Raw genomic sequence first — 12,959 nt, forward strand, 5'->3', positions numbered from 1 at the left:
TACTGCGCCCGCCGCCCAGCAAGAGGGCCCACATTCCCGCTGTACTTATCCGGTGAGCAGCGGTAGATCGGCTCCCGCACGAGGCGAGCGGCTCGGCTTCAGAGCCGGTTCCGCCCTGGGGCTTTTGTGGGGAGTTAGTTCAGTTGGTTAGAACGCCGGCCTGTCACGCCGGAGGCCACGGGTTCAAGTCCCGTACTCCTCGCCAATAAGAAGGGCCCGGAATCGCAAGGTTCCGGGCCCTTCGCTTTTCCGCAATGGGTGGCCTGGTGGGGTGCGGTCCACCCCATCTGGCTTTGCCTTCCTGTACCTTCAGGCCCATTGCGAAGCCGCCGCCGTCAGGCTCTAGACTTCCGCCCGTCGCTGCCGGAGCCTCAAAACCAGACACAACCAGGGGGCGTGGTCCGAAGGGCCACGGAACAGACAAGCATGAAAACCGCCATTCGATGGATTGGGATGCTGGCCGCGTGCGCGTGGCTGGCCGCGTGTCAGGGGATGCCCCCGGAGGGCTCCGAAATCATCCGCATGGAGATCGCCCTGACGGGGGATGTCTGCGGCGTCACTTCCGCCAACGCGACGGTCTCCGCGCAGGACATGACGACCCTGGGCCCCGTGGCGCTCCAGGTGACGGAGACGGCCATCGAGGGCCGCATCACCCAGGTCCCGGCGGGCACGGGCCGGACGGTCCGGGTGAACGCGCTCAATGCTTCCGGCCGGGTGGTGTACTCGGGAAGCACCCAGGTGGATGTGGTCGCGGGCAGCGTCACCTCGGCCAACCTCGTCCTGCGCCGCGACCTCACGAACTGCCCCAGCACGCCGGGTACCGGTGGCATCGACATCATCGGGTCGCTGGAGACGGGCGAGCCGTCCAGCGACGGGGGCACGTCCGACGGCGGGTCGCCCTCGGATGGCGGCATCGTCCTCGACGGCGCGCAGCTGGCCTTCAACGTGGACGACGCCACGCTGACCAGCGGGGGCATCATCCACTTCTTCGACCGCACTGCCGACCGCGTCCACCGGCTCGACGTGAAGAACCGCCGCGTCCTGAGCGCCTACGCGGGCACGGCGGACGCCGTGTCCATGGCGGTGACCCCGGACGGGGCCACCACGTACCTGGCCTACACCGGCGGGCGCATGGACGCCTTCTCGAGCGACGGCACCGCCCGCTTCTTCGCCGCGGCGCCGGAGACGGTCTCCAGCATGGTCGTGGCCGGCAACCACCTGTTCACCATCGATGGCTCCGGCGCGTGGGACTCGCACTCGCTCTACCAGCGCGCCACCGGTGCGCGCGTCGCCACGGCCGAGTGGCGCTACTCCGCTCGCAGCCTCGTGTTCTCCCCGGTGAACAAGCGCGTCTATCTGCTCAACGCGGGTGTCTCCCCGACGGACGTGACGATGGTGGACGTGGACCCGGTGGCGGGCACGCTGGGCGCCGAGAAGGACTCGCCGTACCACGGTGACTACAACCTGCCCAACCCCATCCGGCTCCTGCCGGACGAGTCAGGCGTCCTGGTGGGCAGCGGCCTGTTCTTCAACGCCGCCGACCTCACCTACCGCACCAGCATGGGCCTGTCGTTCGTGGACGCCGCCTTCCACAACGGCCGCTACTACCTCATCGACACGGTGGGCAACACGACGCAGCTGCGCGTGCTGAGCAGCACCTTCGACATCCTCTCCGCGGGCTACCACCCCGGCATCGCGAAGCGGGTGTTCGTGCACGACGGTGAGCTGGTGCTCGTCACGGAGGTGCGCACGGGGCAGCTCCAGGTGCGCATCCTCGCACTGTAGACCCAAGCCCAGCGAGTGCAGCCAGAAGCCCAGCAACCCCACCGGGTTGCTGGGCTTTTTCGCGCGGCGTAGCGGTGGGCCCGTTTCCGCTACAGCGTGACGTCGACGGTGTAGACGCCATCGCCGGACGTGGCGGTGCCCGTCACATGGGTGCTGCCCGGCGTGCGGCGGACCTTGCCGGTGCCGTCGTCCTCGATTTCACCCGAGAGGGTGAGGTCCAGGGTGACGCTGCTCTCCAGGTCCCCGGTCATCTGGAAGGGCCCCTTGAGCGTCCCGGTGAATGTGCCGTCCGGGATGTCGCGCAGCTGGAGGGTGAGCTCCGGCTGCGCCGCCGTGTCCGTGCTCGAAGCGTAGGTGATGTTCACCGGGTCCTCGTCCCCGCCCGGGAGGATCTCCCCATCTGAGTACCCGGTCATGCCAATGCGCAGGCGCATGCCCTTGTTGGCCGAGCTGCCCTGGTCCACCTGCCCGGTGACGAGCAGCGTCCCGGAGAGGTCGCCCGTCGCGGACTGGGGCGCGATGTTCGCGCTGGACGCGGTGTTGAAGCCGACGAAGCCCAGCTGCAGGGCCTTGCTGACGGACGGGTCGAGCCCGAGGTACGCGCGGCGGGCCTGCTCGTCGGAGCTGATGTCGTCATCACCGCAAGCCGTGAGGCCCAGGGACAGCAAGAGGGAACACGCGACAGCGGTCACGGCACGTGGAAGGGGTGTGAGCATGAGGGTGTCTCCTGTCATCCGATGGGGCTGGCGCACGTGCAGGGCGTCGTGCCGGTGCAGGCGTCCCCGGTGATTGTCTGGCAGTCGAGCTGTGGGCAGCACGGGCTGGTGGGCGTGCACGCCTGACCGGCAGCGGAGCAGGTCGAGCCCGTCTCGCAGGTGCCGACGATGCTCCCACCCGGGATGTTGCAGCCGAGTCCGACGCAGCAGTCCGCGGGCGAGGTGCAGGCCTGGCCCTGGGGCTGACAGGCGCTGGGGGCCGAGCAGGTGCCGTTGGAGCAGATGCCCGAGCAGCAGGCGGCGCTCGAGGCACAGGCCTTCCCGTTCGAGCTGCACGTGCCCGCGTCCGTCCCGCCCGTGCCCGCGTCCTGGGTGCCCGTGCCACCGTCCGTGCCGCCACCGCCCGGCACGTTCCCGGTACGGCAGACATAGCCAAATTCGGAGGCGATGAAGCAGGTGGTGCCCGCACAGCACTTGGAGTTCTGCGGGTCACAGGGCGTGCCCACGGGATCGCAGGTCACCTTCTGGCAGGTCAGGCCGCCATCCGCGCCGGGCAGGCAGCGCGCGCCGCCGCAGCACTGGTCGGAGAACTGGCACTGCTGGTCCTGCGGGATGCAGCACGGCTCCTCGCCGGTGTAGCCCGTGGGACAGCCCGCCGGGCAGTTGTTGTTGGGGCAGCCGCCGAAGCAGCGCGGCACGCCGGCGGAGTCCACCTTGCACACGGCCTTCTGGCCGTCGCAGCAGGCCTCGCGGGCGTTCACGTCGATGATGCCGCCATCCGGCAGCTGGCCGCTGCCGCAGATGTTGCCCACCGGGTTGCAGCCATTCGGCTTGTCACAGCGGCTCTCGCGGCAGTCCACCGCGTTGGACAGCTTCTCACCGCCACAGCACACGCCGTCGTCGGTGCAGTAGTCGCCCGTGGGACGGCAGCCGCCCACCGGCTGGCACACGGTGGTCCCGTAGCCCAGGTCCACGCACGTGCGCGAACAGCAGTTGCTGGAGCCCGAGCACGGGTTGCCGTCCTGGAGGCAACCGCCCGCGCCGCCACCGCTGACCGACACGCAGCGGCCCGGGGTGCCCGTGTTCTCCTGCGAGCACACACCGCCGCAGCAGTCCGCACCCTTCATACATAGATCGTTATTGGCCTGGCACGAGTACGCCGGCTTGCAGACTCCGCCCTGGCAGTTGCTGGAGCAGCAGTCCCCAGCGCCGCTGCAAGCCTGGCCCGGCACCTTGCAGCTGCTGGTGCTGTTGGAAGGCAGCGCCGCGCACTTGCCGTCCGCGCCGCAGAGCTTCGTGCAGCACGCCTCCGCGCTGGCGCACGTGCTGCCCACGTCCAGGCACTGCAGCGTGGAGCACTTGCCGTCCAGGCAGCTGTTCGTGCAGCAGTCGATGCCGCTGGTGCAGGCCTCGCCCGCGGCGGTGCACTGGGCACTGGGGGCCGGACAGACGCCCGTGTCCGAGCAGAGGCCCGTACAGCACTGGGCGCCCGAGTCCCGGCTGCACGCCGTGCCCTCGCCGAGGCACTGGGAGCCAGGCCCCGCGTCGGGCAGGGGCTGCGGCCCCGCGTCCGTTCCGGCATCCACCGTGACCGGCGGAGGGTCCGGCGGCTTGCCGATGTCTCCACTGCTACAAGCCACGACACCGAGGGCCACACCCAGGGCCCCCAGCAACAGCCAGCGGTTTGCCTTCATCCCCTGAAGACCCCAGCCGGTGATTACCGGCCACGCTACAGCCCTGCCCACGCCCTGATGCCAGGCGGGCCCCCTCGGCGGCCCCGAGGTCGGGCCGGCAATCGAACGGAGCGGCTGGCGTACACCTCGCGGACTCCTTCCTTCGGTGAACCCATGCGTCCTTCCCTGTCCCGCCTCATGCTCGCGGCCATCCTGTTCAGCCCGGGAGGCGCGGCCCTCGCGGCGGAGGGGACGAAGATGCCCGCCACGCAATGGTTGGCCAGTCCTGCCCAGGCGGCCCGCGCGGCGCGAGTGGAGGCGGGCCTGGTCCCGGTCGTCATCGAAGGCGAGAAACCCCAGAGCCTGACGCTCCCGCAGTGGATGGCGCTGTACCGGATCCCCGGGCTGAGCATCGCCGTCGTCGACAAGCACGCCATCGTCTGGGCCAGGACCTATGGCGTGAAGGAGGCGGGTGGCACGGAGCCCGTCACCCTGGAGACGCTGTTCCAGGCGGGCTCCATCAGCAAGCCCGTGACGGCCCTGGCGGCGCTGCACTTCGTCGAGGCCGGCAGATGGTCGCTCGACGAGAACATCAACGACAGGCTTCGCTCGTGGAAGGTCCCCGAGAACGACTTCACGAAGGAGCAGAAGGTCACCCTGCGCCGGCTGCTCAGTCACAGCGCGGGGACGACCGTGCATGGCTTCCCCGGGTACGCCGTCGACGCACCCATGCCCACGCTGGTGCAGGTGCTGGAGGGCGCGGCGCCCGCGAACACCGCCCCGGTGCGCGTCGACCTCGTCCCTGGTTCGAAGACGCGCTACAGCGGCGGGGGGACATCCATCGTGCAGCTGATGATGGTGGATCAGCTCCAGAAGCCGTTCCCCCAGGTCATGCGGGAGACGGTGCTGAAGCCGCTCGGCATGAGCAGCAGTTCCTACGAGCAGCCCCTGCCCCCGGCCCTCGCCGCCAGGACGGCGACCGGGACGTATGCCAGCGGGAAGAGCGTCGCGGGCCGCTGGCACGTGTACCCGGAGATGGCCGCGGCCGGACTGTGGACCACGCCGTCCGACCTCGCACGGGTCGCCCTGGAGGTGTCCAGCGCGAAAGCGGGGAAGTCCAAGCGCGTGCTGTCGCAAGTGATGACGAAGCAGATGCTGACGCGGCAGTCGGAGTCGTTCGGGCTGGGCTTCCAGGTGGAGCCCGGCACCGACCGCTTCGTCCACGGCGGCGCGGACGAAGGCTTCCAGGCCGTGTTCTTGGCCTTCAGTGACACGGGCAGCGGAGTGGTCGTCATGGCCAACTCCGACAACGGCTTCCTGCTCTTCGACCGCCTCATCGCCAGCGTCGCGGCCGAGTATGCCTGGACCGCGTTCAAGCCCGAGCCCGAGTCGCCGTCCGCCCACGTGGATGTGCTCATGCGTCTCAAGGGCGTCGACACCGCGCTTGCCTGGTACACCGCGAAGCATCGCGAGGGCATGAAGGGCCTGGAGCCGGGGCACCTGAACCAGCTCGGCTACCGGCTGCTGGGAGACGGCAAGGGCGCGGAAGCGGTGCGCGTGTTCGAAGCGAACGTGAAGCTCTTCCCGACGGATGCGAATGCCTACGACAGCCTGGGCGAGGCACAGCTCCAACTGGGACAGAAGGAAGAGGCCATCGCGAGCTACAGGAAGTCACTCGCGCTGGACGCGAAGAATGCCAATGCGGTGAAGGTCCTCGGGAAGCTGGGTGTGCCCACCGGGAAGTGAGCCGTGCGCCGCGCATGGAGGCGCTACAGCCCTACCTGGAGCAGGAGGATGAGCCGCGAGAAGGAGTCCGTGCCCTCCCATAGCGCCGGATAGTGGTCCCAGCTGAGCGCGGCCCCCAGCGGACCGAAGTGCAGGTCCGCGAGGAGCCGCAGACCCGGCCTGGCTTCGGGGAGCACCTGCACCGGCACACCCAGACCGAGCCCGAAGCTCGGGATGATGACGACCTGGGGCGTCGCATACTGCGTGAGCGGCGTGAGGACGAGCTGCTCTCGGAAGTCCGTCTCCACCGAGAGCGAGTGCAGGAAGGACTCAGGCGCGGCGAGCTGGTAGCCGAGCCGCGCCATGAAGCGGGAACCGTCCCCGAGCCGCGCGCCCAGGCCCAGCTGCACACCGCCCGGAATCCACCGCGGCCGGGGCTTCGTCAGCGTGACGTTGAGCCACTCGGGCGCGCTCTCCGCCGTGAGGCTCCGCTCCGCCACCCACTGCTCGCCCTCGTGCCGAAGCCGCCAGTCCGTGGCCACCGGCAGCGTGCGCACGGAGGCGTCCGGGCTGCTGCCCACCTCCCACTCGGAAGGGACACGCACCGTGATGTGGAGCGTGGGGTTGCCCGCCCAGGTCCGGATGGGTCCCAGCAGATAGTCGATGTCCCAGTGCGCGACCCGCGCCGGGCCAGACGACAGCAGTGCGTGGCGCGACTGGACCGCGGGCCACACGTACCCAGAGGGCAGGAAGCGCCGCTCGAGCTGCATCAGGCCGCGCACCACCAGCTCCCCTTCCCGCCCGGACGGAAGCGTGAGGGTGAAGCCGAAGCGCTCCACCGAGGAGTACTCACGCCTTCCGAACGCATCCTCCGGCGTGGGGCCCATCGAGGCCGCCTGCCCCTCCGTCACGGGCAGAGGCTGCTCGTCGAATCGCACGCGGACCTCGCTCGTCCGGACTCCCAGGAAGGCGGCATCGATGACCTCCGCCTCGGAGGTCCCATTGCGCAGCCGGTAGCGCGCCTCGAAGCGGCAGACCGCCTCCTGCTCCGCCTCCGCGCAATCGAAGTCCAGCTTCTCGCTGAGCACCTCCGAGCGCGTGCGCGCGGTCCCCGATGACAGGGTGAAGGCCGCCGGTATCCGCGTGGAGGCGGCCACGTTGGCGGCGGCGGGCAAGGCAGCGAGGAGACACACGATGGACGCAAGGCGGACCGCCATGTCCGCCATTGTCGTCCAAATCGTGGGTCCGTTCAGCGGTTGTAGACGGCCACGCGCAGCTGGGAGCGGATCTCCATGAGGACGTCCCGGGGGGCCTTCCCGGCCTTGAGCATCTCCTCCGCGATCCGCCTCCACGCCTCCATCTCACGGGGCTTGGGCGGGCGGTAGGCGCCTTCGAGCACGTCCTTGAACGCCATGTTGACGATGCCGTCCGGGCTGGGCGTCTTGCCGAAGTCCTTCTCCGAGCGGAGCTTCTCGGAGATGGCGTACATGATGGCCTGGGAGGCGGAGCCCCCCTTCGCCATCTCCTGCGCCAGCTTCGTGTACTCCGCGTACTCGGCCTGGGTGGGCTTGCGGTTCTCCTTCTCGAAGACCCGCGCGAAGGCCTTGTCGATGGCGGCCTTGATGGCCTTGGGGTCCTCCGGCTTGCCGCCGTAGTCCTTGATCTGCCGGACCTTCTCGGCGACGGCGTACATGATGTCCTTGGGGGCGGCGCCCTTCTCCGCGAGCTCCTTGGCCATGGCCCGGTACTCGGCCTTCTCCGCCTCGGTCGTGGGACGCGACTCGTTGTTGTAGACGTACTTGTAGGCCTGGTCGATGACGTCGTCGATGACCTTCGGCGAGCTGACCGGCGCGCCACCCGTGCTCTGGCGGGCCCGCATCTTCTCCGCGACGGCGAACATGATATCCTTGGAGCTGGAGCCGGACTTCGCCATGTCCTCGGCCAGCTTCGTGAACTCCGCGTACTCCGCGGCGTTGGGCTTGCGCGAGCCTTCGAAGACCCGATCAAAGCCTTTCTCGATGGCGGACCGGATGACCGCGGGTTCGCCCGGCTTGCCGCCCCAGTCCTTGACCTGCCGGATCTTCTCCGACAGGCCATAGAGGAGGTCCTTGCCGCCGGCGCCCTTGTCCGAGAGCTCCCGGGCCAGCTCCCGGAACGCGGCCTTCTCCGACTCGGAGGTGGGGCGCGCGTCGTCAAAATAGACGTACTTGTAGGCCTGATCGATGACGGCATCGAGCTCCGCCGCGGTCTTGGGCTTGCTCGGTCCGGTCACCTTCTCGCGCAGCTTCGCGACCAGCGCGTTTTCGATCTCCTTCACGTCACAGCAGCCTTCGTTCCGCATCTTCTGGGCGAGCGCGTACAGCTCATTGCGCTCGGTCGGGCTCGGCAACGGAATGTTCTCCCCCGCCGCGCGCCGGACGGCGTCATTGACGGCCGTGTCCAACCGCTCGTTGCGGGGCGGGTTCATGGAGGGAGGAAGCAGGTCGTAGGCCGGCGGCGTCTGCTGGGGCGTGGCCGCGGTGAACGCCGCCGGCGCGGTGCTGTTCGTGGAAGCCGCCGGCGTGGTCACGGATGCCTTCAGGGCCGCCAGCAGAAGCAGCTCCGAAGAAGATGCCGGCCGTGTCGTCGTCTGCGCCGTCTGGGCTTTCACAGGAGAGGTGGTGGGAGCGCTCTGGCCGACCTTCATGGGCATACCTCGGGAAAGAAATCCGGTACTCGGGCTTTACTGATTATGGATCTGAGGCCCGCAAAGTTGCCTCAACCCGGATGTCGTGGATACCCCATAGTACCTGAGGATGTGTGTCGTTGTCGGAAACCCTGTCTGAATGGTTGGGAATATGTCTGTCAGGCCGCACTGCGTGCAGGCGGCCTTGCAATCAACAAGCGCGCGGAGTTGAGCGTGTCCCCTGCGCCCGGTTGGTATACAGTGTATACCTGCTGGTCCTGACAGGAGGAGCACCGCATGGGTGACCGATGGTTGCTGCGAGGGGCGGAGGTCATCACCTGCGACCCTGAACAGGCGGACCTGCCGCGAGGTGACGTCCTGGTGGAGGACGGGCGCATCGTCGCCATGGGTCCCCGGTTGCACGCCGGGGACTGTCGCGTCGTCGACCTGCGCGGGAAGCTGCTCCTGCCCGGCCTCATCGATGCGCACCGCCACACGTGGCAGACGCCGCTGCGCGCCCTGGGGGCGGACTGGACGGTGATGGACTACCTGGCGGCGGTGCGCGTGAAGCTGTCGCCCGCGTTCCAGCCGGAAGACCTGCATGCCGCCAACCTGGCCGGGGCGCTGGAGGCGCTGGACGCGGGCATCACCACGCTCGTGGACTATTCGCACTGCGTGGAGTCCCCCGCGCACGCGGACGCCGCGCTCACGGCGCTGGAGGACTCCGGCATCCGGGCTCTCTTCGCCTACGGCTACGCGGCGGGTCCCCAGGAGAGCACCGCGCTGCCGACCCCCGCGAGCCGAATGCAGGACGCCCGACGCCTGCGCTCCACCCGGCTGGCCTCCGACAGCGGGCTTGTCCGCATGGGCGTCGCGCTGACGGAGATGCAGGTTCCCTGGGAGCAGAGCCGGGCGGAGGTTCTCTCCGCGCGCGAGCTGGGCGTCCCCATCACCGCCCACTGCTCCGCGTGGCCCGTGTCGGGCCCGAGCGAAGTGCGGCGGATGGCGGACGAAGGCCTGCTCGGTCCGGACGTGCTCTTCGTCCACTGCACGTGGAGCTCCGACGAGGACCTGCGGCGCATCGCCGACAGCGGCGGTGCCATCGCGGTGACGCCGGAGACGGAGCTTCAGATGGGCATGGGCTTTCCTGTCACCGGACGCGCGCTGCGCGCGGGGGTCCGGACGACGCTCGGCTGCGACGTCGTCTCCAGCAACGGTGGGGACCTGTTCACCGCGATGCGGCTGGCCCTCCAGGTGGAGCGGGCCCGGGCCCATGAGAGGGACGGGCTGTCCCAGGTCCTCGCGCTCAAGGCCGCGCGCATGCTGCCGATGGTGACGCTCGACGCCGCGGAGGCCCTGGGGCTGGGACGCGTGACGGGCTCGCTGCGGCCGGGCAAGGACGCGGACCTCATCGTCCTTTCCGCTGATGCGCTGAACCTGACGCCGCTCAACCGTCCCCGCGACGCGGTGGTGCTCCAGGCGCATGCGGGCAATGTGGAATCGGTGATGGTGCGCGGACGATGGGCGAAGTTCCAGGGCGCCCTGGTGGACGTGGACCTGGCCACGGTCCGTCGCCGGGTCATCGAGGCCCGCGACGCGGTGCTCGCCCGGGTGGGAGGACCGGACTCACTCCTGGGAGGAAGGGCGGACCTCTCCGCGCATTGGGACATGGGAGGTGCTGACGGGTGACGCGACGCCCACTCAGCGCTGGCGACGGCTGGGGCGCTTCCGTGCGTCGATGCGTCGCTGGATGCCCTCCAGCATGAAGCCAAGGCTCTGCTCGAACTCCCGCTCCACGTCGGTGGCCCGCATGTGCGGCACGCTGTGGGCAAGCCCCGGGTAGTCCCTGGCGGGGAGCGCTTCGGCCGCCGCGAAGAACCGTTCGAACGGCGGCGGCGTCCCTGGTGGCCCCACGTCCCACGGCTCCTGCCGGCGGATGGCTCCGGCCAGCCAGGAGAAGAACGTGTTGTGCAGCGCCCCTGCCTCCTTCCACGGGATGCCGGCGGCATGAAGTCCGCTCACGGTCCGGTCGAGGATGACGAGCGCGGTGTGGACGACAGGGCCCTGCTCCAGCAGGAACTCCATCAGCCCCGGGTGCGCCAGTCCCACGGCACGCAGACGGCCCGCGAGCAGCCGGAGCCAGGCCACCGGGTCCTCTTGCTCCGCGGGCAACACCAGGGTCTGGAGGATGGCCTCTGCGCACAGGAGCACGAGCTCATCCCGGTTCGCGACGTGCTTGTAGAGCGCCATGGGCGTGACCCGGAGCCGTTCGGCCAGCGTCCGCATGGAGAGCTGTCGCACCCCCTGTTCCCGGACGAGCACGACGGCGGTCTGCACCACGGTGTCTCGCGACAGGCGCGGTTGACGCCCAGGTACTCCTCGAGGACTGCCCGCGCCGGAGGTCATGCGGTGGAGCATATCCCGTCCATCAGAAGCGACGGCGATCCACAAACAAATACAACGCACGCCTCCATCAAGTGCGTCAGGCTTTGTTCCAGAACATGGATTGTCGCGCCCGGGGCAGTCCATACCTCCGCACGCCCCCCGTGGCGGATGGTGAAGAACATGCTCGCATCGCACGCGTGGAGCAGACACGGATGCTGAACGACCTGATGACGGGGCATGCGGCGGTGGCCTGAGGAGCGCGCCGTCATTCACCTCCCGAGTTCGGTCGCAAGCAGGTCGAACACCCGTCGGATTCGCTTGCTGGTGTTCAGCTCGCGGTGGGTCGTCAGCCAGATGGGAAGGACCCACGGGGCGAGGCTGGGGAGGGCCCGCCGGACCAGCGGCTCGGCGTCTCCCACGCGCTCGGGGGCGACGCCCACGCCGATGCCCTGCTTGACCATCTCCCAGTGCACGAGATGGTTCCCCGCCAGCACCGGAAAGTTCCGCTGCGTCAGGCTCAAGCCCAGCTTGTTCAGCCCGTCGAGCATGGCGTCGGTCCCGCCAAATCCGATGAAGTCGGCGCGGCTCAGTGCCTTCGGCGTACGTGGGTTGCCGATGCGCGCAAGGTAGCGGGTCGCCGCATACAGCCGCATGCGGTCGTCCCTGAGCCTGGTGGCGATGAGGTCGGGCTGGGTGGGACGGAAGTTCCGGATCGCGATATCCGCCTCCCGCCGGCGCAGATCGACCGCGGTGTTGGTTGCGATGAGTTCGATGTCGATGCCCGGCTCCTCGCGCCGAAGCTTCTCCAGGAGGGGCGGCAGCAGGAAGGCCGAGGAGATCTCGTTGGCCGTGATGCGGACCAGCCCGGTGACGCTCTGTGACTGTCCGCCAGCCGCCAGCGAGACACGCCCCGCGGCGTCGCCCATGGCTCGAACGTGGTCGAGCAGCTCGTGCCCGCTCGGCGTCAGCATGAGGCTCCGGCCCACGCGCTCGAACAGCACCACGCCCAGCTCGTCCTCGAGCGCGCTCACCTGACGCCCGAGTGTCGGCTGCGCCATGCCGAGCGCACGCGCCGCCGCCGAGAGCGAGCCCTCTTCCGCGGTGACCAGGAATGCCCGCGCCCGATTCCAATCGAAGTTGACCGCCCGCCAGTCCATGCATTTTCGCATATCAGGTGAAGGAACTCAGTCAATTCCGTCGGGGGTCGCGGAGGGCTATGGGTTCGCACGAGACGACGCATCGCCGTCTTCACTCACCTTGCCCATCGTCCCGGCACCGACAGGAGAAGAGCCCCCCATGCCCTCCACCATCAAGGCCGAGCGGCTCGTGCCCGCTGCGCTGGTCGCGCTCTCGCTCGTGCCCATCCTGGCCGGTGCCGCCCGTCTGGCCGAACTGGCGGGCGGCGCCGAGCTCACGCCGCGCAACGCGAGGTTCTTCGCATCGCCCCTGCCGGTGGTGCTGCACGTCCTCAGCGCCAGCGTGTATTGCGTCCTGGGTGCCTTCCAATTCGCCCCGGACTTTCGCCGCCGACGGCCCGGCTGGCATCGCGTCGCCGGGCGGCTCCTGGTCGCGTGCGGCCTCGTGGCCGGGCTCTCGGGCCTGTGGATGACGCTGTTCTATCCCCGCGCCGAAGGCGATGGTGCGCTCCTCGACGGCCTGCGGCTCCTGTTCGGCTCTGCGATGGTCCTGTCCCTCGTCCTGGGGCTGGCCGCGATCCTGAGGCGGGACGTCGGCGGCCACCGGGCCTGGATGATTCGAGGCTACGCCATCGGTCTGGGCGCGGGCACACAGGTGCTGGTCTCCATGCCCTGGTTCGTCATCATCGGCACACCGGGCGAGCTCGCCAGGGCGCTGCTGTTGGGCGCCGGCTGGGTCATCAATCTCGCCGTGGCCGAGCGGATCATCCGTCGGCCAACCGCCACTCCCGTTCGCGCTACCGAGATGCGCAAGGGGCTGCTCGAGGTACGTGCCAGCGGCAGTGGGTGCGCGACGCGGTGAGGCACACTTGGG

The 12,959-nt window shown here is 69.2% G+C and carries 10 protein-coding genes and 1 tRNA gene; 5 read left to right on the forward strand and 6 right to left on the reverse strand.

Features of this window, described 5'->3' with window-relative positions; translation table 11 throughout:
- The first annotated feature begins 128 nt into the window (after positions 1 to 128).
- Positions 129 to 205 (forward strand) — tRNA-Asp (locus tag ACX114_RS34310).
- Between the two features lie 221 nt (positions 206 to 426).
- Entirely contained in the window at positions 427 to 1,785 is a 1,359-nt protein-coding gene (locus tag ACX114_RS34315) for a hypothetical protein (RefSeq protein WP_459291555.1), read from the forward strand.
- Positions 1,786 to 1,874: 89 nt separating this feature from the next.
- Here the strand turns inward: ACX114_RS34315 and ACX114_RS34320 are convergent, their stop codons facing one another.
- Together ACX114_RS34320 and ACX114_RS34325 are read right to left on the reverse strand one after the other, a co-directional pair.
- Positions 1,875 to 2,501: a hypothetical protein gene (locus ACX114_RS34320; RefSeq protein WP_459291556.1), complete on the reverse strand. Its 627-nt coding sequence runs from the start codon at positions 2,499 to 2,501 to the stop codon at positions 1,875 to 1,877.
- A gap of 14 nt (positions 2,502 to 2,515) precedes the next feature.
- On the reverse strand, positions 2,516 to 4,195 hold the full coding sequence (locus ACX114_RS34325; RefSeq protein ID WP_459291557.1) for a hypothetical protein: 1,680 nt from the start codon (positions 4,193 to 4,195) through the stop codon (positions 2,516 to 2,518).
- A 153-nt stretch (positions 4,196 to 4,348) separates the two neighbouring features.
- Between ACX114_RS34325 and ACX114_RS34330 the strand changes: the two genes are divergently transcribed.
- Complete coding sequence (locus ACX114_RS34330; protein ID WP_459291558.1) at positions 4,349 to 5,920, forward strand: serine hydrolase; 1,572 nt, start codon at positions 4,349 to 4,351, stop codon at positions 5,918 to 5,920.
- Positions 5,921 to 5,943: 23 nt separating this feature from the next.
- Here the strand turns inward: ACX114_RS34330 and ACX114_RS34335 are convergent, their stop codons facing one another.
- Both ACX114_RS34335 and ACX114_RS34340 read right to left on the reverse strand, forming a co-directional pair.
- Positions 5,944 to 7,116: a hypothetical protein gene (locus ACX114_RS34335; RefSeq protein WP_459291559.1), complete on the reverse strand. Its 1,173-nt coding sequence runs from the start codon at positions 7,114 to 7,116 to the stop codon at positions 5,944 to 5,946.
- Between the two features lie 32 nt (positions 7,117 to 7,148).
- Entirely contained in the window at positions 7,149 to 8,468 is a 1,320-nt protein-coding gene (locus ACX114_RS34340) for a hypothetical protein (protein WP_459291560.1), read from the reverse strand.
- Between the two features lie 393 nt (positions 8,469 to 8,861).
- Here ACX114_RS34340 and ACX114_RS34345 point away from each other — a divergent pair, with 393 nt between their 5' ends.
- On the forward strand, positions 8,862 to 10,253 hold the full coding sequence (locus ACX114_RS34345) for an amidohydrolase family protein (protein ID WP_459291561.1): 1,392 nt from the start codon (positions 8,862 to 8,864) through the stop codon (positions 10,251 to 10,253).
- A gap of 12 nt (positions 10,254 to 10,265) precedes the next feature.
- Here the strand turns inward: ACX114_RS34345 and ACX114_RS34350 are convergent, their stop codons facing one another.
- Positions 10,266 to 10,901: a TetR/AcrR family transcriptional regulator gene (locus ACX114_RS34350; RefSeq protein ID WP_459291562.1), complete on the reverse strand. Its 636-nt coding sequence runs from the start codon at positions 10,899 to 10,901 to the stop codon at positions 10,266 to 10,268.
- A 317-nt stretch (positions 10,902 to 11,218) separates the two neighbouring features.
- Positions 11,219 to 12,106 carry a LysR family transcriptional regulator gene (locus tag ACX114_RS34355; protein WP_459291563.1) on the reverse strand — a complete coding sequence of 296 codons (888 nt, stop codon included), beginning with the start codon at positions 12,104 to 12,106 and terminating at the stop codon, positions 11,219 to 11,221.
- A 139-nt stretch (positions 12,107 to 12,245) separates the two neighbouring features.
- Between ACX114_RS34355 and ACX114_RS34360 the strand changes: the two genes are divergently transcribed.
- Entirely contained in the window at positions 12,246 to 12,947 is a 702-nt protein-coding gene (locus ACX114_RS34360) for a DUF2306 domain-containing protein (protein ID WP_459291564.1), read from the forward strand.
- Positions 12,948 to 12,959: the final 12 nt, after the last annotated feature.

Source organism: Corallococcus sp. M7 (assembly GCF_054512695.1).